This is a genomic window from Buttiauxella sp. WJP83, from assembly GCF_027594725.1.
Taxonomy (GTDB): domain Bacteria; phylum Pseudomonadota; class Gammaproteobacteria; order Enterobacterales; family Enterobacteriaceae; genus Buttiauxella; species Buttiauxella selenatireducens.
In genome coordinates, this window is record NZ_CP110080.1 from 2,003,767 (window position 1) to 2,027,437 (window position 23,671).

19 protein-coding genes and 1 pseudogene are annotated in these 23,671 nt (G+C 50.3%); 12 read left to right on the plus strand and 8 right to left on the minus strand.

Annotated features, from left to right (window positions below):
• Positions 1-99: 99 nt before the first annotated feature.
• Together OH773_RS09285 and OH773_RS09290 are read left to right on the plus strand one after the other, a co-directional pair.
• Entirely contained in the window at positions 100-702 is a 603-nt protein-coding gene (locus tag OH773_RS09285) for a TetR/AcrR family transcriptional regulator (RefSeq protein WP_270145067.1), read from the plus strand.
• Positions 703-781: 79 nt separating this feature from the next.
• Positions 782-1,936, plus strand: coding sequence for an MFS transporter (locus tag OH773_RS09290; RefSeq protein WP_270145070.1), 1,155 nt, complete (start codon positions 782-784; stop codon positions 1,934-1,936).
• Between the two features lie 59 nt (positions 1,937-1,995).
• Here the strand turns inward: OH773_RS09290 and OH773_RS09295 are convergent.
• The 3 genes and pseudogenes from OH773_RS09295 to OH773_RS09305 all read right to left on the minus strand — a co-directional run.
• Positions 1,996-2,103: pseudogene (locus tag OH773_RS09295) on the minus strand (glycine zipper 2TM domain-containing protein); the annotation flags it as partial.
• 57 nt (positions 2,104-2,160) lie between these two features.
• The gene (gene patD / locus OH773_RS09300) at positions 2,161-3,588 is read right to left on the minus strand and encodes an aminobutyraldehyde dehydrogenase (RefSeq protein WP_270145074.1); all 1,428 of its coding nucleotides are present in this window, start codon (positions 3,586-3,588) and stop codon (positions 2,161-2,163) included.
• Positions 3,589-3,627: 39 nt separating this feature from the next.
• The gene (locus OH773_RS09305; protein WP_270145076.1) at positions 3,628-5,109 is read right to left on the minus strand and encodes an APC family permease; all 1,482 of its coding nucleotides are present in this window, start codon (positions 5,107-5,109) and stop codon (positions 3,628-3,630) included.
• A 353-nt stretch (positions 5,110-5,462) separates the two neighbouring features.
• Between OH773_RS09305 and glaH the strand changes: the two genes are divergently transcribed.
• The 7 genes from glaH (at position 5,463) to OH773_RS09340 (ending at position 12,636) form a co-directional block, all read left to right on the plus strand.
• The gene (gene glaH, locus OH773_RS09310; RefSeq protein ID WP_270145077.1) at positions 5,463-6,440 is read left to right on the plus strand and encodes a glutarate dioxygenase GlaH; all 978 of its coding nucleotides are present in this window, start codon (positions 5,463-5,465) and stop codon (positions 6,438-6,440) included.
• A gap of 27 nt (positions 6,441-6,467) precedes the next feature.
• Positions 6,468-7,736 carry an L-2-hydroxyglutarate oxidase gene (gene lhgO, locus OH773_RS09315; RefSeq protein WP_270145080.1) on the plus strand — a complete coding sequence of 423 codons (1,269 nt, stop codon included), beginning with the start codon at positions 6,468-6,470 and terminating at the stop codon, positions 7,734-7,736.
• A 23-nt stretch (positions 7,737-7,759) separates the two neighbouring features.
• The gene (gene gabD / locus OH773_RS09320; RefSeq protein ID WP_270145082.1) at positions 7,760-9,208 is read left to right on the plus strand and encodes an NADP-dependent succinate-semialdehyde dehydrogenase; all 1,449 of its coding nucleotides are present in this window, start codon (positions 7,760-7,762) and stop codon (positions 9,206-9,208) included.
• A 98-nt stretch (positions 9,209-9,306) separates the two neighbouring features.
• Positions 9,307-9,990 carry a DNA-binding transcriptional regulator CsiR gene (gene csiR, locus OH773_RS09325; RefSeq protein ID WP_270145084.1) on the plus strand — a complete coding sequence of 228 codons (684 nt, stop codon included), beginning with the start codon at positions 9,307-9,309 and terminating at the stop codon, positions 9,988-9,990.
• Positions 9,991-10,095: 105 nt separating this feature from the next.
• A complete protein-coding gene (locus OH773_RS09330) occupies positions 10,096-10,923 on the plus strand; it encodes an aminoglycoside phosphotransferase family protein (protein ID WP_270145086.1) in 828 nt (275 codons plus the stop codon).
• Between the two features lie 283 nt (positions 10,924-11,206).
• Positions 11,207-11,743, plus strand: a complete 537-nt coding sequence (locus OH773_RS09335; RefSeq protein WP_270145088.1) for a dihydrofolate reductase family protein — start codon at positions 11,207-11,209, stop codon at positions 11,741-11,743.
• A gap of 446 nt (positions 11,744-12,189) precedes the next feature.
• The gene (locus OH773_RS09340; protein WP_270145090.1) at positions 12,190-12,636 is read left to right on the plus strand and encodes a hypothetical protein; all 447 of its coding nucleotides are present in this window, start codon (positions 12,190-12,192) and stop codon (positions 12,634-12,636) included.
• 305 nt (positions 12,637-12,941) lie between these two features.
• Here OH773_RS09340 and OH773_RS09345 read toward each other — a convergent pair whose 3' ends face one another.
• Positions 12,942-13,343, minus strand: coding sequence for an Imm63 family immunity protein (locus OH773_RS09345; RefSeq protein WP_270145092.1), 402 nt, complete (start codon positions 13,341-13,343; stop codon positions 12,942-12,944).
• Entirely contained in the window at positions 13,340-13,567 is a 228-nt protein-coding gene (locus tag OH773_RS09350; protein ID WP_270145094.1) for a hypothetical protein, read from the minus strand. Before OH773_RS09350 ends, OH773_RS09345 begins: the two co-directional genes overlap by 4 nt.
• Positions 13,568-13,859: 292 nt before the next feature.
• Between OH773_RS09350 and OH773_RS09355 the strand changes: the two genes are divergently transcribed.
• From OH773_RS09355 to OH773_RS09365, 3 genes are all read left to right on the plus strand, one after another.
• Positions 13,860-14,684: a hypothetical protein gene (locus tag OH773_RS09355; protein ID WP_270145096.1), complete on the plus strand. Its 825-nt coding sequence runs from the start codon at positions 13,860-13,862 to the stop codon at positions 14,682-14,684.
• A gap of 69 nt (positions 14,685-14,753) precedes the next feature.
• Positions 14,754-16,124 carry an FRG domain-containing protein gene (locus OH773_RS09360; protein ID WP_270145098.1) on the plus strand — a complete coding sequence of 457 codons (1,371 nt, stop codon included), beginning with the start codon at positions 14,754-14,756 and terminating at the stop codon, positions 16,122-16,124.
• A 290-nt stretch (positions 16,125-16,414) separates the two neighbouring features.
• Positions 16,415-17,605, plus strand: a complete 1,191-nt coding sequence (locus OH773_RS09365) for an FRG domain-containing protein (RefSeq protein ID WP_270145100.1) — start codon at positions 16,415-16,417, stop codon at positions 17,603-17,605.
• A 359-nt stretch (positions 17,606-17,964) separates the two neighbouring features.
• Here OH773_RS09365 and OH773_RS09370 read toward each other — a convergent pair whose 3' ends face one another.
• From OH773_RS09370 to OH773_RS09380, 3 genes are all read right to left on the minus strand, one after another.
• Positions 17,965-20,142, minus strand: a complete 2,178-nt coding sequence (locus tag OH773_RS09370) for a TonB-dependent siderophore receptor (RefSeq protein WP_270145102.1) — start codon at positions 20,140-20,142, stop codon at positions 17,965-17,967.
• 276 nt (positions 20,143-20,418) lie between these two features.
• A complete protein-coding gene (gene treA / locus OH773_RS09375; RefSeq protein ID WP_270145104.1) occupies positions 20,419-22,125 on the minus strand; it encodes an alpha,alpha-trehalase TreA in 1,707 nt (568 codons plus the stop codon).
• A 145-nt stretch (positions 22,126-22,270) separates the two neighbouring features.
• Positions 22,271-23,656 carry a serine/threonine protein kinase gene (locus tag OH773_RS09380; RefSeq protein WP_270145106.1) on the minus strand — a complete coding sequence of 462 codons (1,386 nt, stop codon included), beginning with the start codon at positions 23,654-23,656 and terminating at the stop codon, positions 22,271-22,273.
• Positions 23,657-23,671: the final 15 nt, after the last annotated feature.

Here is a 23,671-nt window from a genome sequence, read left to right on the forward strand (position 1 = left end):
GTCTGCGCATCACCGCTGATTTTTTTATGAAAATTATTTGACTGATCGTTCCATAATCAATACTATGCCGCTTCAACTCATTTCAAGTCCCCCATCCCTATGAGTGCTGAAAAACCAACCTTTCCAGGTCGTCCACGTAAGTTCGAAGATCAGGATGTCATTGATGCTGCCGTTGCTGTTTTCAGCGCCAATGGCTATGCGGGTACCTCTGCGCAAGATTTATGCGATGGCACAGGATTAGGGCGGGGAAGCTTATATAATGCTTTTGGTAGCAAGCAAGCTCTGTACGAGCAAGCGTTGTTACGCAGCCATGAACAAACTATGTCAGCACAGTTATCAATACTCACACAATCTGGCCGGGTAAAAGAGCGGTTACATACCCTTCTGCTTTGGGGTATTGCCGAAGATCTTTCTCAACCAGAACAGCATGATGCCATGGTCTTATTTTCAGCTCTGGAGATGGGCAGTAAAGATGAAGCCGTTGCCAGTCTGAATAATGAATATCGTCAGCGCTTAGAGCAAACGCTGGTCGCCGTTTTTATCGAAGGCCAACAAAGCGGTGAGCTTGGCAATAGAGCATCCGCCGTTGAAATGGCAAGAGGCTTTATGGCGGGCTATTACGGTTTACGTGTACTCAATAAAAACATTACAGATAGAAAAATCCTCGAAGATGTTGTCGCTGGTCTGTTAATCAACTTATAAATTCAAGCGTAAAAGTTCATTAATTATCATCATCCATTTTTGTAACGTTCATTCCAATACAGGGAAAAAATAAAAAGCCATGCCATTAGTCGTCTATATTTTAGGGTTAGCCATTTTTTCATTAGGTACAGCAGAGTTAATGGTGGCGGGTATGATGACCACGCTATCTGAAGCATTTGGCGTTACTGTCGGTGAAGTTGGGCATTTGATTTCGTATTATGCATTCGGTGTGATGCTAGGTGGCCCAGTATTAACTTACGCTTTTCTTAAATTTAAAGCCCCATACCGGGCAACGTTATTAGGGATGCTAGGACTCTATGTTATCGTGCAGGGGTTAAGTGTCTTTGTCTCTGATTACAATGTGTTAGTTGCCATTCGAATCGTTACAGGTATTTTGTGCGCGGGTTGTTTAAGCCTTTCACTAGCGACAAGTATGGCCCTTGTGTCTGTAGAAAATCGCCCAAGGGCAGCATCAATAGTGATCGCAGGCTTTATGGTGTCCAATGTCTTCGGTGTCCCTATCGCGACAATCATTGACCAATACTGGGGCTGGAAAATGAGCTTTGGGTTGGTCGCAGTCCTGGTATTGATATGTTTGTTGGTCTTAGTACGCTTATTACCGCAAATGACAGGCGGCGGTGCTATTAAAATGGCCGAAGAGATAAAGGCATTTAAAAATAAAGCCTATTGGAAAGCCTGTACGACCAGCTGTTTAATTTTAGGCGCAAGCTTTGCGGCATTCAGTTATTTCGTGCCGGTTCTGACGGATGTCAGTGGATTTACAATGCAAACGGTTCCCTTCATTCTGATGCTTTATGGGCTAGCCAATATCATCGGAAATATGGTAACGGGACGTCTTGCATATCGCCATAGTTTAGCTGTTATGGTTATTGGCTTAACAATATTGAGTATTTCTTTGCTCGGCATGGCACTATTTGTTCAATATCAGGTTATTGCTATTCTGGCTGTCATACTCATTGGTTTATCAGGCGTGCCAATGAATCCGGCAATGATGGCAAGAATTGTCAGCGTGGCACATCCAGGCCCAATGGTTAATGCCGTTCATACTTCTGTTATCAATATTGGATTAGGTGGCGGTTCTTATTTAGGTGGGATGGCAATTTCATCAGGACTCGGTTTACGTTCAGCTTTATGGATTGGAATGGTATTAGCGGTTCTGGCTTTATTATCCGTATTACCTTATATCCGTCGCAGTAAACAAGGTTGGAGTTAATAGGTTCTGAAGATAAAAATGCCACGATTATAAAAAATCATGGGGCGTCGATTTAGCCATTAAATTTTATTCAAAACTATCAGGCCTTTATCATCGAGTGGGATCTGCGTGCCGGGGTCTTTATCCATCCGGATTTTGCCCTGCTGATCGCCATGTTTGATGCTTACAATGCCGGGAGTAAAGCAGTGGCTGCAATATAATCGACTATTGCAGCCACGTAGCTGTTATCCGTGCTTAATCATCACATGACGCACCACGGTGTAATCTTCCAGCCCATACATTGACATATCCTTGCCGTATCCGGAGAGTTTCTGCCCGCCGTGGGGCATTTCGCTGACCAGCATAAAGTGGGTATTTACCCAGGTGCAACCATACTGTAGGCGGGCGCTGAGGCGATGGGCGCGGCCCACGTCCTGGGTCCAGACCGATGAGGCCAGGCCATACTGGGAGTCGTTTGCCCACGCCAGCACCTGCTCTTCGTCGTCGAATTCTGTGACGCTGACCACCGGGCCGAAGACCTCGCGCTGAATGATTTCATCCCCTTGCTTCGCTCCGGCCAGTAGGGTTGGCTGGAAGTAATAGCCTTTGCCGTCGGCTTTGTTACCGCCGGTCACTACCCGAATGTGCGGCAGGGCTTTGGCGCGTTCCACCGCCTCGCTGACGCGTGTCAGATGGACGGCGGAACTGACCGGGCCCAGCTCGGTGGTTTCATCGTCCGGGGCACCCATTTTCAGGCTGGCCACGGCGACACCCAGTTTTTCTACCAGCGTGTTATAGACCTCTTTTTGCGCATAGATCCGGCAGGCCGCCGTGCAGTCCTGCCCGGCATTGTAGAAGCCAAAGGTGCGCACGCCCTCAACCACGGCATCGATATCCGCATCGTTAAAGACGATTACAGGCGCTTTCCCCCCCAGTTCCATATGAGTGCGCTTAATCGACGACGCGGTGTGCGCAATTATATGCTCGCCAGTAGCGATAGAGCCGGTCAGCGACACCATGCGCACTTTTTCATGGCCCGTCAGCGGGTCACCCACGGTTTTACCGCGCCCAAACAGCACGTTCACCACCCCGGCAGGGAAGATATCCTTCACCAGTTCGGCCAGTTTCAGTGCCGTGAGTGGCGTGATTTCCGAGGGTTTGAGCACCACGCAGTTACCCGCAGCCAGCGCCGGGCCCAGCTTCCAGGCAGCCATCATCAACGGGTAGTTCCACGGGGCGATCGACGCCACCACGCCCACCGGATCGCGGCGGATCATTGAGGTGTGACCTTCCATGTACTCTCCTGCGGCAAGCCCGTTCAGACAGCGGGTAGCACCGGCGAAAAAGCGGAACACATCGGCGATGGCCGGAATTTCATCGTTAAGCACGCAGTGCAGCGGTTTGCCGCAGTTTTGTGATTCCAGTCGGGCAAAGGTTTCGGCATTCTGTTCAATCACCTCTGCCAGCTTCAGCAGGTACTCAGAGCGCGCTTTTGGCGTAGTTTGCCCCCACTGATGGAACGCGCGATCGGCAGCCTGTACAGCCGCATCGACCTGGGCAGGTGTAGCTTCGGCAATCTGCACTAGCACCTCGCCGGTTGCCGGGTTATAGACGGGCTGCAGCTCACCTTCGCCCGCCACCAGTTCGCCATTAATCAATAAGTTGTGTTGCATAGCCGACTCCATTGGTGATCGTTGTTATGTATGAGTAAGTTACAGAGATTGTTCCGCCTTCAGGCGTTTGGCATGTTCGATGGCATCGTTTTCCGGGGCGTTTGACCGCCCGAACGGCCGTGCCAGCGTCATGTACACCAGCCCGGACATCACCACAACCGCCAGCCCAACCAGCACCGTCCAGCGGTCGATAAAACTACTGCTCTCGGCAGGTTGTGCCAGCAGCCAGATCCCACACAGGCCATAGGCCAGCGCCAGCACGTTAACCAGCATTCCCCAGCCACCCACGGTCCACTCCCCGGCAGGTTTCCAGCCTCTCAGGCGCTGGCGCAGGGCAGCCAGTACCACCATCTGGAAGGAAATGTAGATCCCGATAACCGCAAAGGCGGTGATGCGCGCCAGGTTATCCGGCTGGAAATAAACCCACACGCAGATGGTTACCGGCAGCAAGCAGCTGACGATCATCGCGTTGTCCGGCACGCTGTTTTTCGACAGCTTCGACATCCAGGTGCTACCCGGTAGCATCTGGTCGCGGGAGAAAGAGAAAATCAGGCGACTTAACGCGGCCTGCAGCGACAGAATGCATGACAACATGGCAATCACCGCGATGATGATAAACACCATGGCACCGGTTTCACCGAGGGCTTCGTTGAGGATAGCCGGGATCGGATCGGTGATTTTGCCGTTGACGATATTCATCAGATTGGGTGATGCCAGCAGGTAACCGAGGATAGATACCATCGCCGAAAGCGCGCCAAACACGATGCTGAGGATCATCGCAATTGGGATTTTTTTGCTCGGGTTTTTCACCTCTTCCGCCACGTTGCCGCAGGCTTCAAAACCGAAGAACATGAACAGGCCGATCAGCGCCGCCGCCATAAACGCTGGCTGGTAGCTGCCGTCTTTCGCCAGCACGCCCATGGAGTCAAACACCACCGAGAACGGCTGCGCGCGGTGGAACAACAGTAGATAAATCCCCAGTGCAATGACGCTGACGATTTCACACCAGAAGCCAATACGGGCGACCCGGGCGAGGTTTTTGGTGCCGGACATGTTCACCGCCATCATCAGCAGTAACAGCACCACCGAAGTGATCAGCATGTTACCTGCCGATATCGCATAACCGAACAGCGAGCCGACGAAGGTGGCGGTGTATTCCGCCACCGAGGTGATGGTGACCACCAGCGCCCACAGGTAAATCCAGGCGGCGATCCACGCATATTTTTTACCCCACAGGCGGCGCGCCCACGGGTATAACCCGCCGGTAATCGGGTACTGGGAAGCCACTTCGCCAAACACCAGCGCCACCAGCAGTTGCCCGCAGGCCACAATCGGGATCCACCAGATTGCCGGTGGCCCCGCCAGCGTCACGGCCAGCGCAAACAGGGAATAGACAGCCGTCAGCGGCGAGAGGTAGGTGAATCCGAGTGAAAAGTTAGAGATGAGTCCGATGGAGCGGTTAAATTGCGGTTTATTATCGCTATGAATTGCTTCACTTTTCTTGCCAGAAGTCTGTTCCATACGTTTTTCTCTGTGTTGTTGATGTGTCGCAGGTAACACGGATCAAGGTATAGAGGAGCGCCAGGAGGCCGTACAGTCTCGTCGTCGCAATTTGTTAAGATTTGTGTGGATATGTCACGTTTTTGTTACTGATTTCCTGCTTTTTCCGTGAGGCTTATCACGCTATCGCCTTTGCATCGACAGAAAACCGCGTTTTTTGCTCCCTTTTCCTGCTCGTTTTTTACACCTGCGTCACAAAATTTAAACAATTTGAGCGATGTATGCACATTTCTCAAAAATGTAGATATTTTTAATTTATGGCTACGAAATTCACTGCCCTGTCTCCTGAAGACTTTCTGAGAGGATTGATTCTGATGAATGCACTTACTGCCGTAAAACAGCCTGACGATGCGTTATCCAGTACTATCACTGGTTTCAGTATCGCGCCATCCGTGCAGTCTCCGCGTCTGCTGGAACTCACGTTCTCCGCAGAGGTCACGCAGCAATTCCTGCGGGAGGTAGAGCAGTGGCCCGTGCAGGCGCTGGAATACAAATCCTTTCTGCGCTTCAAAATCGCGAAGATCCTCGACGACATGTGCTGCAACCAGCTTCAGCCGCTGCTGCTCAACACGCTGCTCAGCCGTAACGAAGGCGCTCTGCTGATCGACGCGGTGGGAATCGATAACGTCGCCCAGGCCGATGAGATGGTGAAGATTGCCACCGCCGTGGCGCACCTCATCGGGCGCTCCAATTACGACGCCATGAGCGGCCAGTATTACGCCCGCTTTGTGGTGAAAAATGTCGATAACTCAGATAGCTACCTGCGCCAGCCCCATCGCGTGTTGGAGCTGCACAATGACGGTACCTTCGTGGAGGAGGTGACCGATTACGTGCTGATGATGAAAATCGACGAGCAGAACATGCAAGGCGGCAACTCTTTGCTGCTGCACCTCGACGACTGGGAGGGTCTGGATCAGTTCTTCAGCCACCCGCTGGCCCGCCGCCCGCTGCGCTGGACCGCACCGCCGAGTAAAAACGTCACCGCAGATGTGTTCCACCCGGTGTTTGACGTCGACCAGCAGGGTAGGCCGGTGATGCGCTATATCGACCAGTTCGCCCAGCCGAAAGATTTTGCCGAGGGCGTCTGGCTCAGTGAATTGTCTGACGCGCTGGAAGGCAGCAAAAACATCCTCTCCATTCCGGTGCCAGTGGGGAAATTCCTGCTGATTAACAATCTGTTCTGGCTGCACGGCCGCGATCGCTTCACCCCACACCCAGATCTGCGCCGCGAACTGATGCGTCAGCGCGGCTATATCAGCTACGCCACCCAGCACTACCAAACGCATCAGTAAGGGTTCAACGGCAAAGGAATTGAGCGGATGTATGATTTTGTGATTATTGGCGGCGGCATTATCGGCATGTCGACCGCCATGCAGTTGATTGAGGTCTACCCGGATGCCCGCATCGCCCTGCTGGAAAAGGAGGCAGGCCCGGCCTGCCACCAGACCGGGCACAACAGCGGCGTGATCCATGCGGGGGTCTATTACACCCCCGGCAGCCTGAAGGCGCAGTTCTGCCTCGCCGGTAATCGGGCTACCAAAGCCTTTTGCGATCAACACGGCATTGCCTGGGACAACTGCGGCAAACTGCTGGTGGCCACCTCCGAACAGGAGATGGCGCGGATGCAGGCGCTGTGGGAACGCACCGCCGCAAACGGGCTGGAACGCACCTGGTTAAGCGCCGCGGAACTGCGCGAGCGTGAGCCCAATATCACCGGGCTGGGGGGGATTTTTGTCCCCTCCAGCGGAATTGTCAGCTATCGCGAGGTGGCAGCGGCGATGGCCCAACGCTTCCTGGCGAAAGGTGGCGAGGTGATTTACGGCGCGGAGGTCAGCGCCCTGAAGGAGCACGCCAGCGGCGTGGTCATCCACACCCGCCAGGGCCAGGAGTACGAAGCGGCGACACTGATCGGCTGCTCCGGGCTGATGGCCGACCGGCTGGTGAGCATGCTGGGCATCGACCCCGGCTTTATTATCTGCCCGTTCCGCGGAGAGTACTTCCGCCTGGCCCCCGAACATAATCAGATTGTGAACCACCTTATCTACCCGATCCCCGATCCGGCAATGCCATTTTTGGGCGTGCATCTGACGCGGATGATCGATGGCAGCGTCACCGTCGGCCCCAACGCCGTGCTGGCCTTTAAGCGCGAAGGCTATCGCAAGGGTGATTTTTCGTTATCCGATACGCTGGAGATGCTGGGCTCGCCCGGCATCCGCCGCGTGTTGCAGCGCAACCTGCGCTCGGGGCTGGGGGAGATGAAAAACTCATTGTGCAAAAGCGGCTATCTGCGGCTGGTGCAAAAATACTGCCCGAGCCTGACCCTGAAGGATCTGCACCCCTGGCCTGCGGGTGTGCGGGCGCAGGCAGTCTCGCCCGACGGCAAATTAATCGACGACTTTTTGTTTGTCACCACGTCGCGCACTTTGCACACCTGCAATGCCCCTTCACCGGCAGCCACCTCGGCGATCCCGATTGGCGCCCATATTGTGAGCAAGGTTCAAACCTTGCTGGCCAGTCAGCATAACCCCGGGCGTTCTTTGCAGGCAGCCTGTAGTGTGGAAACCGTCCATGCCGCGTTTACCCGGTAATCATTCAGAGACAGGAAACCATCATGCAACTCAACGATCTCAGCTTATTCCGCCAACAAGCCTATATAGAAGGAGAGTGGCGTGACGCACACGGTGGTGAAACAATCACCGTCACCAACCCAGCGAATGGCCAGTCTCTGGGCAGCGTGCCGAAAATGGGCGCCGAGGAAACTCGCGTGGCCATTGAGGCCGCCAACCGCGCTCTGCCCGCATGGCGTGCGCTCACCGCCAAAGAGCGCGCCACTCATCTGCGCCGCTGGTTCGATTTGATGATGGCCCACCAGGACGACTTGGCCCGGCTAATGACCCTTGAGCAGGGCAAACCGCTGGCAGAAGCCAAAGGTGAGATCGCCTATGCCGCTTCCTTTATAGAGTGGTTTGCTGAAGAGGGTAAACGGATTTACGGCGACACCATTCCAGGCCATCAGGCCGATAAACGCCTGCTGGTGATCAAACAGCCAATTGGCGTGACGGCGGCGATCACCCCGTGGAACTTCCCGTCGGCGATGATCACCCGCAAGGCCGGCCCGGCGCTGGCGGCAGGCTGCACCATGGTGCTCAAACCCGCCAGCCAGACACCGTTCTCGGCGCTAGCGCTGGCGGAACTGGCGAGCCGCGCCGGGATTCCGGCCGGGGTATTTAACGTGGTGACCGGTTCCGCTGCTGCTGTGGGCAACGAGCTAACCAGCAATCCGCTGGTACGCAAGCTATCCTTTACGGGGTCTACCGACGTTGGCCGCCAGTTAATGGCCCAGTGCGCGAAGGACATCAAAAAAGTGTCGCTGGAACTGGGCGGCAACGCACCTTTTATTGTCTTTGACGATGCGGATCTGGATAAGGCCGTAGAAGGGGCGTTGGCCTCGAAGTTCCGTAACGCTGGGCAGACCTGCGTGTGCGCCAATCGCCTGTATGTTCAGGAAGGCGTCTACGCGAGCTTTGCCGAAAAACTCCAGCAGGCGGTCGACAAACTGCAGCTCGGCGACGGTCTGACTCCAGGCGTGACCACCGGGCCGCTGATCGACAGCAAAGCGGTCGCAAAGGTACAGGAGCACATTGCCGATGCGGTTGAAAAAGGCGCGAGTATTATTACCGGCGGCAATATTCATCCGCTGGGTGGCAACTTCTTCCAGCCCACTATTCTGGTGGATGTACCTGCCTGCGCCAAAGTGGCAAAAGAGGAGACCTTCGGCCCGCTAGCACCGCTGTTTCGCTTTAAAGATGAAGCCGACGTTATCGCCATGGCCAACGATACTGAATTTGGGCTGGCGGCCTATTTTTATGCCCGCGATATGAGCCGCGTGTTCCGCGTGGGCGAAGCGCTGGAGTACGGCATCGTCGGCATCAATACCGGCATTATCTCTAACGAAGTCGCCCCGTTCGGCGGCGTTAAAGCCTCTGGCCTTGGCCGTGAGGGCTCAAAATACGGCATCGAAGACTACCTGGAAATCAAATATATGTGCATCGGCATTTAATTATCTGATTCTGGTGCCGCTGACCGTAGAAGACTCGCTAAGCTGTCAGCCCCGACATGCAGGTCGGGGCTGTATTTTGAATTTTCAGGGGTATGACCATGACCACTATTTCTCAGGCGACGGCCATCGATGGCTACCGCTGGCTGAAGAACGACATTATCCGCGGCGTTTATCAGCCGGATGAAAAGCTGCGCATGAGCTTGCTGACATCCCGTTATGAACTGGGCGTCGGCCCGCTGCGCGAAGCTCTGTCGCAGTTGGTTGCCGAAGGGCTGGTCACGGTCATTAACCAGAAAGGCTACCGGGTCGCGCCGATGTCCGAACAGGAGCTGCTCGATATTTTTGACGCCCGCGCCAATATGGAGGCCATGCTGGTGCGCCTCGCCATCGAACGCGGCGGCGAAGAGTGGGAAGCGGATCTGCTTGCCCGTATGCATCTGCTGAACAAACTGGAATCACGCCATGCCAGCGAAACCATGCTGGATGAGTGGGATCAACGGCATCAGGCATTTCATACCGCGATTGTCGCGGGGTGTGGATCGCAGTATCTGTTACAGATGCGCGAGCGACTATTCGACCTGGCGGCAAGGTATCGTTATATGTGGCTGCGCAAAACGGTGCTGTCAGTGGAGATGCTGGATGATAAGCACGAGCAGCATCAGATGCTGATGGACGCGATTCTGGCGCGCGATGCGGTGAAGGCAGGTGAGCTGATGTATCAGCATTTGCTGACGCCGATTCCGATTATCAGAGGGGCGATGGGGGTGAGGTTGGGTGGATAATAGAGAAGTGAATGTCCTTCCATGAAAGCTCAGCATCCATGAGTTAAAATGCTCACAGGCATGCCTCGTTTCGGCCTTTGACATAAGGGTTTTAAAGAAAGGATTATGGATACATTCAAATTAAAACCTTGGTTAACTCACTGGAACCTCATCCCTGATGGTGCCCCATTTATAACCCATACCTCACAATTACTCCCGGTTAAAACAGCAATTCATGGTGTTAAATCCATGTTGAAAGTAACGGATGATGCTGATGAACAAACCGGTAATGCACTTATGGCATGGTGGGAAGGGAATGGCGCCGCACAGGTTATTGCACATGAAAATGAAGCAATTCTTCTTTCAAGGGCCACAGGTTCAGCGTCACTGTCAGCTATGTCCCGAGAAGATCAAGATGATGTAGCTTGTCGTATTTTGTGTATTACTGCGAACCGGCTTCATGCGTCCTCAAAAAGACCCTTACCACAGCTTACGCCTCTACATGAGTGGTTTTATCCTCTAAAACCAGCGGCCCTGAAGTATGGCGGTATCCTGACACGTTGCGCGGAAATTTCGGAAGAGTTGTTATCTTCTCCACGTGATGTGGTTGCATTACATGGTGACTTACATCACGGCAACGTGCTTGATTTTGAGTCGTCAGGCTGGCTTGCCATTGATCCAAAAGGACTAATAGGTGAACGAGGATTCGACTTTGCCAATATTTTCACTAATCCAGATCTTGCTAACCCAGTGCCTCGTGTAGCTACTGAACCGGAGATATTTAAAAAGCGGCTAAGTATAGTTACCGAAACGGCAGGCCTTGACAGAGAGCGCCTTCTCAAATGGATAATTGCGTGGTGTGGGCTCTCAACAACATGGTCCCTCGAAAGTAACGATGCAACATCAGTTGCATCAGAAGTTGCTGAATTGGCAATTACCGAATTGGAAAAGTGATTTGACAGTTACGTCCGTTTCTCGCTTACAGCTGACCCCCTGCCCAGTTAGCCTGTCCGCCCCGAGCCAGGAGCGGACAGGCTAACATTGTGATTTGTTACTTTATGAGGTGAAGATCACTGCTTTTCGCTCCATTCTGGATTCTACGGCACATGATTTTTTGCCTTAGTACATAAAGAAGATGCAGCTACTCGCATGTCGTGTTTTCCCACAGGGAGCATGTCAATATCGCTAACATCCCTATACTCAACGAGATATATGCATCCTGAATACGGAGTACTTGATGGTCACCACACATGTTTTTATCGCGGTCAGTCTTGATGGTTATATCGCCCGACAGGATGGCGATATCGACTGGCTGTTGAAGCGCGATGATCCGACAGAAGATCATGGCTATGCAGCATTCATCGCGGACAAAGATTGGATCGTTATGGGTCGAGGCAGCTATGAGAAGGTGCTGACCTTTGACGAATGGCCTTATGACCGACCCGTGCTGGTGCTCTCGCGACAGCTAACCAATACCTCCGTGCCCGAGGAGCTGAAGGGCAAAGTGCAGTTCTCATGTCGCACACCAAAGGAGGTGCTTGCGGACCTGACGGTGCAGAACGCGCACCGCGTCTATATCGATGGCGGCCAGGTAATACAGTCGTTCCTGCGCGAAGGTCTGGTCGCCGATATCGTCATCACTACCGTTCCTGTCCTGCTCGGTTCGGGAAAACCGTTGTTCGGTTCCGTGACTGAGGATATAGATTTGACTCTGTTATCAAGCCGCAGCTTCCCTTCGGGTCTGGTGCAGTCGCACTATCGATTGACGTCATAAACTACAGTTCTACAACCGGGCAAGAGCCACAGCCATCCTGGCGGCGTCAACCCAGAGGCCTTTAAACATTCCTCGGCGTGAGGACAGGATTTGTCTACTGTCGCGGGGTCAGTCCATTGACAGCCTGGAAGTGTCTAGATTATCCGTAGCGATTCAGTCCGCTGCTCGCTCATAACCGACGTCATACCCAGAACCTGTCTGCTACGTACCAGGAGCGGAAGTCGTTACAGCGGTTTGATCTAGCGAATGGAGAACGGGACAGTCTACCTATTGCCTCATAGTCAAAATATACCTTCCCGAAAATAGGATGATTGTTCAGGTTTAAATCTCCCCTAATGATGGTTAACGCTGATATCTTCTGACATGTTGTGATGCTCTGAACCCCATTATTCTTCTGAAGTCATAAGTGATAAATTCAGATACAACAACGCACCTGGAGAGGAAAAATGGATAAATATGCGGAACGACTTACAGGATTTATGTGGGCCGTAGGCTGTATGAATGATGTGGCAGACCGCGTGTCTGACTATTTTGTGCTAAAACTTGAAGAAAGCGACAGCATGCTGACTTCTCTTGCGATTTATCACTCGACCATCACAGATAAGTTTCCTGCCGCATACTGGCATCCGCAACTTAAAGCCTGCGATGAAAAAACGTTTCTGGAGAAGGTGGCGTTATGGTTTTTTGAGCATAAGGACACTCAGCGACTGCCTTCCTCACTCAAGCAGAACCTACTCGCCCATTTTCAAGATGGGCTCACTGAAATGACCGGTAATGCGCTGTTCTTTATCCTCACTACCAGCCCACCAGTGTGGTATGGCTCCCTATACGATGAGTTCGTCATTGAGTCACCCTATGGCAGATTCCTCGTCCATTTTAGTTGCCATGACTGACTCTTTTTTCACTATCCAGAGGCAGCAAAGTTTCGCTTAATAATGTGTTTCGCGGGCTAATCAACCGCTGGTAGCGGCATCAGCAGATGCTGTGACAGTGATTGCGAGGCCGGGATTTTATGTTTAAGAAAATGTAATTACTAAGTCGTTAGAAGAGAAACTTCCGTTCCTCGCTCATAGCTGCCAGCGAGCAGTGCTTCGGGCCGAACAGTGCCAGGAGCGGAAGTTGGATGCTGAGTGGTGGGAACAGTGATATTCGAATCAAACTGATGATAACGACGTTTCTGAAAAATGCTTTGACCTTTTTAAACCTGTCCGCTAAGGATTTCTGTAAATTCTCTGCGCTTCTTTGTTGCCCATTCAGGTTTGATGGAGAGCATTAAACTATATTGTTTTCGAAAATAAACATACCTGAATTCCGTTTCAGGTGAGCTATTCATGGCTGCATACTCTGTAGCCAGACCAACCACACCACACTCAACAAACCAATAAAGAATCTCATCATCACTGAGGGTCACTCTACGCGCTATTTCGGCACCTCTTTCATTGACAATGAAATGATATTCTTTGCCATGAATTTCCAGATATGGAGTCGCCATACCGTCAGGTCTATTAGGGATGGTGAAGTAATAATTGGGTCTTATTCCACCACCAATTCTCTCACCGATTTTGAGAAGTTCTGCGCGTAACTCTTCGATATTTTTCATGATTTATTGTTTTTTATCGTTAACCATTCGTTCCAGACATGCTCCGCATCAATATCTTGATAGCCCCGGCTTATTGTCATGTCTCTGGCAATTTCTGTCGGTAATTCAATAGCGGTAGCATTATCTCTTATCGTCTCAACCTCATGCCTGAGCAGTACACGGCCGGCCTCTTTCTCTTTTGCTTCAAGCAACGCAACAAGTGACGGGATGAATACAACAGCCATTTCACTAAGTCTCCGCTAATCATTAAATTTGGATCATTTTGGCATAAGTAGCAGGCTGTTATACACCCTTAATAACCAATGAATAATGACGTACATTCCCCAGGGCATCAGGTTCTGAAATCCGCATTTCGCTCAAAGCAGATCTGACTGTAAGTGGTCTGTCTGCTCCGTGCCAGGAGCGGACATTCCCAGCGCTATTGATAGCTATGTTCAGTACGCCATTATATGATTATGCAATCCAACCGAGGACTCACAAGAAGAGTCTATAAATACTAAGATGCTGAGGGTTGATATGGGCGATGTATCAATTATTACTAATGCTCTTGGGCGTTTTGCCAACAATATGCGACTCTATGGGGAAGCATTTTTAAGATACCGAGAGTTGGTAGCAATCGACCGTGAAGAGGCTATCCACAACCTAGATCGAGCATTTGAGCAAAATCTTGAGGGTTTTCATACGTTATATGATGTATCACAAGCGATATTTGACTTCCATGAGCATCCTGAGACTAGCCTCTTAATTTCAATTCGAAATGCTCTTCATCACCGTGATCATCCTCTATTCCATAGCCTTCTCCAGACTATTTGGTTGGATGGGAAACCTGAGCGTCTACTTGGGGCTGAATATTTAATTGCTAGGCATCGAACGACAGGTGGCAATCCTCCGTTGATGATGCATTTGATAAAGTTAGAAGATGTTTATAGTCGCTTAGATCCACGCAGCGAATCGGACCACTTAAACCCAATGGGTAAAGCAAATGCTTTATCCAGATTCGTCTCTCTGGAAAATGGCTTGGCCTTTGAAAAAGTGTGGGAAAAAACGAAAGTAGATCGATACCCCACAAAGCAAGTGTATTTGGACTTGTTGCCGATATTCAATTCTGCTGTTTCTAGAGTTTTTACTGCATTGGATAATGCTGGAGTGTTATTCCAAGGGTTTGATGCAAATGCTTATAAATCCGTATTTATTGAAGAATTAAAAACTGATCTTCATCATTTTGATTTTTTTGGTCTTAGAATAAATGCGCTACAGGTTGAGTTGGGTCCAAAATTTACAATCCAAGAAGCTTCTATCCGACGAGGTTGTACCTATCAAGGGATGATGGTAGACGAATAGGTATAATGGCACACTAAATATGAGTCAAGAGCATTTATTCGACTATTAAAGTTGGAATGGAGAGGTGGGATGGAACATTGTCATTGCGAGACGCTCGAAGAACTCAAAATAGTTATTAAACAATATGGGCCAGGAGTTCTCTACAGAGGACAAACTCAACATTACCTATCTTCAGATGGCTCGCCCTCAATGCCCACGTCATTTCAGCGTCAAGGGTGCGTACCCGATTTGATGATTATGTGGACCTATTATGCAAAGAGAGCCTTGCAACACTTAGTACGCGGTTGGAATGATACCGGCGATAATGCAATCAACCAAGCAATCCTTCAGCATTATGGGTTTCGTTCCTTTTTCCTTGATGTTAGTGGCGATCCGCGTGTTGCTGCTTGGTTTGCATGTAATAAATTTGATTCTAAGTATGTGGTCAATTTGGTAGAGGATTGCTTTGAAGATCCAGTTTGGTTGCGTACTCTAAATGCTTGTTTCGCTCCATCCGAAGATATTGGCCACATTTATTTAATAAGCCAGAAGTTACTACGACAATACAATCTTCAGGCTGTTCATCTATCCGAAATTGCGACAGATCATGGCGCACCAAGATATGTGCGACAGGATGCGTACATGGTGGGGCCTTTAATTCGTGAAGGGTTAGATGGAGACTGTATTATTTGTCATATCAGCGCTCCAGCAGAGGTTCTGCGTAAATATGCGGAGGGATATAGTGTTGGCTGGCTATTTCCAGAACCATGTGAGGATCCTGTTTATCGCGAACTTTTGGCAATGCCATGGGTGAAGATGCGACACCTTTCGGATGAAGGTCTTGAGGCGTTCAAGAGGTCATTGGAGTTACCTGAGTATTCCTGTCACCTTCAAAAGCGCATGCCTTCTAGAAGTGCAATGTATAGACCCTTTTGGACTAGGGACCTTCCGCCTCCGGACGGTTTGGCCATTATCTCTTCACAAATAGTTCAGATTCTATGTGGAAGCGCCCTGTATCATGGTGTAAGTGACCCTTGTTTTGTTCTTCCTGAAATCAACAAGCTATTAGAGAAGTATAATGAGATATCAATTGAACTTGATGGACTTGTTTACCATGGTATGGACACAAGATATGGGAAGGGCGTTGGAATAGTAAAAATGCATGAAAATATTGTATGTGTATTTGAATATGGTATCGATCATCCAGGGTTGCGTATCATGAGTATTGGTCGCTTCTATGGGATGCACTATCGAATCGATAGTAACGGCTGTTGGGAACGTGTTATTCATGAGGAAGACTGCAAGTGTGGTTCAGAACATATTGACAATATTTCCTTACTTGGCCGGGTTGATGTATCCTTGAGGAACAAGTTACTAGAAGATATCGGTTCAGATTTATATGTTCAGAATGGTATTGACCCGTCCTCTGACAAATTGGCTACATGGGGGGAACCTTACTAGCGTGATTGAGCTGGCAAGGAAATGTCTAAATTATCCGTGGCGGTTCACTTATCGTTAAGTATTACAGCATTCTATGGCTGTATGAATATAACGTTGAGACAACTGACCACCAAACGAATCGGAAAACCGTCACATGAAAAAATCTAACTTGGCGACCAGTTTTATTTGACAAGTATCTACATTGGTAATAATAAAGCTTATTCGAAAGCTTTTGCTAAAATTTAATTTAGAAGAAAAATCTTTTATGTATTGGCGTTAGTATTAGTCAACTATTGGAAAATAAGAAACTCATGGCGAATTATGATAACTATTGGAATTACTACAGTAATGACTTCGATTGGCCAAATAATTTTTATCCCCCAAATTTAGAGAAGACTCGACAGATTTATTCTGACCTTGGCATCCAAACTGCAGAAGCCGAAGCGCTAATCTCGTCAGGATATGTGAATATGGGTGGTGACATAATTATAGATCGTTACTATGGCGGACCTTTAGCCAGTTCGGATCTTGCCACACGAATTCACAAAAATCATTTTACCGAGTGGTATCAGATAGCAAAGTCCGGTAAGATCTTCTGTAAAGATATTTTTTTAAACACAGCAAAATCATACGACGAATTAACTAGGCAGGTTAACAAAATCCAAGATTCTCTAGGGCAAAAACTATTGTTCCGTGGGCAGATTATGCATTACGAGATTACTCGCCCAATAAGAAATCCATACTTTCTTATCGAAGGGCTTGGCGAGACTTCTTTTATTCCTTCTATTTGGCGAAATCTCCTCCAGAATCATCCGCGATCATTTCACCATTTCAATGGTATTAACTTGTATGAGTGGTCGAAGATTATCTATTCACAATTCGACATCGAGGAAGTGGATCGGCGAATAAACGAACTCATAAAACGAGGTGAGTGGATATATTCAGCACAAGATATGGAGGATTCAGATGATCCTTTAGTGAGTCTCTTTGGCCGCGTTCGATTGGATTTGAGTATGGGCCACAATTACAATCTGGCTGACCTACTTAATACTCTACTGCAGCACTATGGACTGTTTTCGCCGTATTTGGATTTAAGCAGTGATTTGCGAGTGGCAATGTTTTTTGCGAGTCATCGTTTTGTTCCCAATGCTGGCAATGATCATTACCAGTTCGTCGGAAGTAACGGTTCGAAGTCCATCCTGTACTTGTTTAAGCATAAACAAAATGAAATGGCGGTGTATGCAAACGATCGAGTTCTTCATGGTTTACAGCCACTTAGACCGGAGAGGCAATCATGTGTAATCTGCCGATCAGGTCCGTACGCACTTAATCTTGCGGGCTTATATCTTGTTGGAGCGATTCGAATCGATTTCGAACTGCCGGAGTCTGAACGTTTATCGTCGCATGTGCTCTTTCCTGATGAACATGAGGATAATTTTCTCGCGGCCCTAATCGAAAATTGCAGGCATCCAGAAAGAGTGACCACTTTTCGACATCGATAGCCACTCTTAAATAGCACAATAAACTGTGGTAGCTCAAACTCATTTGACAGCTACTGTCAGGTCAAATCACAATGAGTCTTTAAATTATCCACATGCGACTTTGGGTCGAAATCGGTCATAAACAACCGATAGGTCTGGTCAAAAGCATAAGTTGTTACTGCGGTTAGTCTTAGCGGATGGGGAGCTGGTCCATTTGACCTACTCCCCAATGATTAAAATTCCTCAATGTTAGTCATGTAGCTGTTGGCATTGCCAACTTCCGCTTCTCGCTCTTAGCTGACAGTCATATCTATCTGTGACTAACACAAATATTCTCTTGAAACGGCCCCATTGACTGGAGCCGTTTTGCACAATAACCCTTAGAAATCATACCCCACAGTGGCAATCACAGAACGCTCTGCGCCCCAATAGCAGTAACCCGTGCCATAACAGCCCGCAACGTAATCACGGCCGGTCAGGTTCGTGGCGTTAACTTGTACAAAAGCCCCTTTCAGCGAAGGTGTCCACGTGCCCATATCTGCACGCACCATGGCATCGAGCAGTGTTACCGACGGTACGCGCAGGGTGTTTTCATTATCCGCCCATTGCTTGCCTATATAACGGATACCCGAACCCAGGCTGATGCCGAAGTCGGCCTGGAACATGCCCCACAGGCTTGCCATCTGATCAGGCGTGACGTATGGCGTGTTGCCATCGTTACCGTCAATGGCATCTTTAAAGCGTACTTTGTTGTAAGTGTACCCGGCGATGGTTGAGAAACGTGGGTGCCATTGAGAACGCGCTTCAAGCTCCACACCCTGCGAATGTACTTTACCGGCGGGTTCGTAGTAACTGCCTTGAACCACACGGTTACCCACGTCTTTCTGCGTCAGGTCATACAGCGCGGCGGTGTACATATCCGCCGTACCGATCGGCTGATATTTTACGCCCGCTTCATATTGCTCAGCGGTAGTGGGTTTCAGCAGTTTGCCTTCGGCATCAGGCAACACTTGCGGCGTAATGGCCTGGCTGTAACTGATGTAAGGAGAAACACCGTTGGTGAAGGCGTACAGCAAAGATGCGCGCCCGCTGAAGTGGTCATCGGTACGGTTATCGGTGACTTCGCTATCAATCGCGTTAGCGACGATATGGCTCTTGGTTACGATGTGGTCATAACGGCCAGACAGCGTCATATGCCATTGATCCCACTGCATATCATCTTGCAAATAGACACCGGCCTGTTCGTATTGACGTTTACCAGCTTTGGTCAGCAGACCCTGGTTGATGGTGGAGTAAGTGGGGTCACGCGGATCGTAATAATAGAAACCGCCAGGACCACCAGACTCGCCGGTCCACGGATTGAGGTTAGTGGTGTAGGCGGAATCATCGGATAAATTGTTGGTGAATTTGTGGAATTCACCCCCGAGCACCACTTTGTGAGCCAGTTCGCCGGTCGCAAAATCAGCTTCAAGTTGGTTATCGATGGCGTACGCGTCCAGCGATGAAGTTTCGCCGCTGTAGTAACGCATCAGTTCGTCATGGGCCACGTCCGCCCAGCCAATCTGATAAGCCTGTTTCAGGCCCACGTTCGAATGCGTGTAACTGGCATTTGAGCGGAACGCCCAGATGTCATTAAAGCTGTGCGCAAACTCGTAGCTATAAATCTGCTCGTGGCGTTTGAATGCGTCATTGCCCGGTTCAACGTCAGAGAAACCGGTGCTGATTTTGCGCCCCGTGGAAGAATAGAGACTACCATCCGACGGAACAGAGCCATGGAATCCGCCTGAAGGATCTTTTTCCAGATAAGCGCGTAGCACCAGCGAGGTATTCTCACCCGGCTGCCATAGCAGGGACGGGGATATCGCGTAACGTTCGTCGCGCGTTTTCTCATACTGAGTGTCGCTATTTTTGGTTAAACCAATAATGCGATACGCCCATTCGTCGTTAATCGCATTGGTGTAATCAAATGCAGTACCGTTGGTTTTGTTATTACCGACCATCGCACGCACGTGGCCTTCTTCGATAAATTGCGGGCGCTTTGATGTTTCCATAACAAGGCCGCCAGGAATGGTCTGGCCATAAAGTGCCGAAGAGGGTCCTTTAATTACATCAATTCGATCCAGGAACCATGGGTCAACCTGAATCACGTTGTAGCTGCCGCCGTCGCTCATCAGGCGTAGTCCATCAAGGAAGGTGTTATTGACGTCGCCGCCATGGAAGCCGCGCAGTGCCACGGTGTCATAACGCGTTGCGCCGCCCGCAAAGCCAGTAAACACGCCCGGCGTATAATTCAGCGCACTGTTTACGGTTAACGCACCCTGGTCTTCGATTTGCTGGCGGGTAATGACCGAAATAGATTGGCCGGTGGTGATCAACGGCTCATCGGTTTTGGTCGCGCCACGGCTGACTGTCGCGCTATAACCTTCGGTTTGGCTGGTGGAAGTTTGCGCTGGTGTAGCGGTGACGATGACGGTGTCTTCAGCGAGTGCGTAAGCGGGCGCCGCGAGTGCAAGCGCGCAGAGTAAAGCAGAACGCTTTACCGTAAATGCCAGTTTCATTTGATGTTTTCCCAAGAAGGTATTGTTTTATGCCGATCTGCGTCAGCAATAGTGGTGTGAATTCAGGTGAAACCACTGCGTTTATAAGAATGCGAATTATTATCGTTATTATTTGATGATTCAAGTGCAAATATTGGCAGGGTGTCGATGAAAATCCATGAAAATATTATTGTTTTTAGCAGCGGTGGAGCGGGTTCTTTAGAGAGGGGGATACTTTAACGGCTGAAATACGGAGTACCCAGCCTCTCCCGTTTCAGGAGAGGAGGGTAAAAGGAATTACTGAGTGACGGTTTTTGCGGAAGTGTCTTTAACCGGACCCGGTGTTGCAGAAGGCAATTTATCCGGAGCTGAATCGCACGGTTTCTCTTTAGCGCACAACATATCGAGCATTTTCAATGTGACGCCGTTAGTCCAGCCGAATCCATCCTGCAGCGGATATTCACCGCCGCCACCGCCTGTGCCGGTGGTCGAAACGTCATATTTCTCCACCAGTTTTTGCTCGCGGTTATAGGTCTGCTGCACGTTAGTCAGGAATCGCCAGGAGACTTCCATCGCCAGATCGTTATGCCCGTAATTTTGCAGACCTTCGGTGGCCACCCACTGAAGCGGTGCCCAGCCATTTGGGGCATCCCACTGCTGGCCTGTTTTCAGATTGGTCGTGGCAAGACCCCCGGCTTTCAGCAGTTGAGAGCGGGTGAGGGCAGCCATTTTATCCGCGCGATCTTTCGACGCGACATGCACGTAAAGCGGGAACAGCGCCGCAGCCGTCAGTTGCGAACGGGCAGCATGGGTTTTGAGATCGTAATCCGCATAGAAGCCTTGTTTATCGTTCCAGAGATACTTTTCCATGGCTTTTTGGCGGGCATCTGCTGCTTGCTGATATTGCGTGGCATCCGTGCTGTCTTTCGCCACACTGCTGGCGTGGGCCAGGGTTTTTTCCATCTGGAAGAGCAGGGCGTTTAAATCCACCGGCACGATAGAGGTGGTACGGATTGTGCCCAGTTGCTCGGGTTTATCCATCCAGCGGGAGCTAAAATCCCAGCCCGAAGCGGCGGCTGCACGCAGGTCGCGGTAAATTTCTGTCGCCGGGCGATTGGGATTGTTCTTCGCTGTTGTCACGTCATCCAGGTACGATTCGGTACGCGGCGTGTCGCGATCGTCCCAGTAACGGTTTAACACAGAGCCATCTTTGAGTTTCACCACCCGAAGATTTTCAGTACCGGGTTCCAGCGTTTCACTGCCTTGCATCCAGTAGCCGTACTCTTTTTTCAGCTGAGGTAAATAGTTGGTGTAGGTTTCGTCGCCATTATGGCTAGCGAGCAGTTTAACCATGAAGGCAAAGAAGGGGGGCTGTGAGCGGCTCAGATAGTAACTGCGGTTGCCGTTAGGAATATGCCCCCAGGTGTCGATTTCATGGGCAAAGTTATCGACCATGTCCTGCACTTTGTCCCAGTGCCCGCTTTCTGCAAGCCCAAGCATGGTGAAGTAGCTGTCCCAGTAATAGACCTCGCGGAAACGCCCACCCGGCACCACATACGGTTTCGGCAACGGTAACAGCGAATCCCATTCATCTACGCTGTCTGTGGTGCGCGTCAGCACTGGCCACAAACTGTTGATATGTTCGCGTAACGTTTGCCCTTCAGGCGGGACATACTTTTTACCTTCTTTGGGCAAAATAAAGTTAACGTTAACGAAATGGCGTAAGTCGAAACTTGATTGATTGCGCTGCATGCGGTAATCCGCAAGGATCATCAACGGATCATTCCTGGGGACGGCATCAGCAAATGTTTTCTGATCGGGGAATAATTTTGCTGTTTGTACATCGGTAAACAGTGGACCAAGAAGGACATCAGGCGGTTGGGGCAGCGGTTGTAGATCGTCTGCGGCGGACGAGGGCAAAGTGAAACTAACGAACGTACAACCGATAGCGATTTGAATCGCAAATAATAACGTGCGAGGACGGCGCAAAACAGGATTTATCATTAATTGTTCTCCTTTACAGGCTACTACGGCGAAAGTTTTCCGCGATCAACCCTATGAAAACCTTAGACGAATTTCCGGCCAGTGAAAGGGGAGATGTCTCATAATCTGATAAAGCAGATAAATTACCGCCTTGCTAACCGTCAACTTATCCTTGCGGATTAACCAACCACGTCCCCTCTTTTTCTACTGATAACGTCATGCTTCGTGACTGATTTTTATCCCGCAACGTTAGCTCATATTTGCCCGCAGGCAATTGCAGGAAACCATAACCATTGGCTCCTGGCGTGACATTTTCGGTCTTGCCGTTGACATTCAGTTGTTCGCCGTCGTTCATCCGAACATAAATGCGTGCTATCGCCCCATCAACCACGGGCAGAGCCGCTTTAGGCTCGATGGCTTGTTCTTTTTCCGCCACCGGTTTTTCGGCTTTGGCAGTCTGGGTCGAAGGAACAGAAGGAGAAGAATGACTAAATATCAAACCGCCAATCGCCACGCCGACCAGCAAACTGGCAGCAATCTGCGCAGCGAGTTTGTAGCGTTTTTTGAAGGGCAAAAGTGGCGATATTTCGGCATCTTCCACTGCTACCAGCATGGTGCCGGGCTGCTTTGACGGTGCCAGACCATTGACGCCACTCAACGGGATTTCAGCTAACGCCGCAAATTCTGCGATAGATTGCGGGCGGTCTTCAGGTTTTAGGGCCAACGCGCTATCGACGGCCTGCAACAGACTATGGGAATAACCTTCCGGGCGGTTTTTCGCGAGTTTTACGCAAGGGTCATGAATGGTTCGCGTGACGCTGGCGGGCGGGCAAGTGCCGGTAATCAGCGTGTAGAGGACCGCACCAAGCGCGTAAATATCCGTCCACGGCCCAAGCTGACCTTCGAGGTCTTCAGCGTATTGTTCAAGTGGCGCAAAACCTGGGTTCAGCGGCGTTTTGATCTCATCGCCATTTTCTGCTTTCCCTGGGCGTGGAGCGCCAGCATTAAGCAGCAATGGTGCGCCATTGTCCTGAATATGAATACTTCTTAGAGACAGGTCACGATGGATAAATCCTTCATCATGTAAGGTTGCCAGCGCGCCGCATAACATGGGCAGCATACGGCGGATCCAGGCTTCATTAATGATTTCGGGTTGATGCTGATGCAGTTCAGCCAGTGTGACATCGTTGGAATAGCGCGTCGCCACATAAGCGGTTTCGTTTTGTGTCCAGAAGCTGAAAACTTGCAGTAAATTCGGATGATTAAATTGCGCAAGTTGGCGGGTCGACTGCACAAAACGGCTCATGCCGATATTAAACGCCTGGCTGTCTTGCTTACTGCGTAACACCAGCTGCATGTTATCGCTACGCACCGTCAGTGCGCGCGGCATAAATTCGCGGATAGTGACCGGGCGTTCCAGCTGGTGGTCCCAGGCTTTATAGACCACGTTGGTATTAGTCGATTCAGTCACTTGCTGAATTTCAAACTCGTCGAAACGGAAACCAGGCGGCAGAGCGTCAGGAGTTTCTGTGTTGTAATCTTTTTCAGTCATGATGGCCTTTCTCTG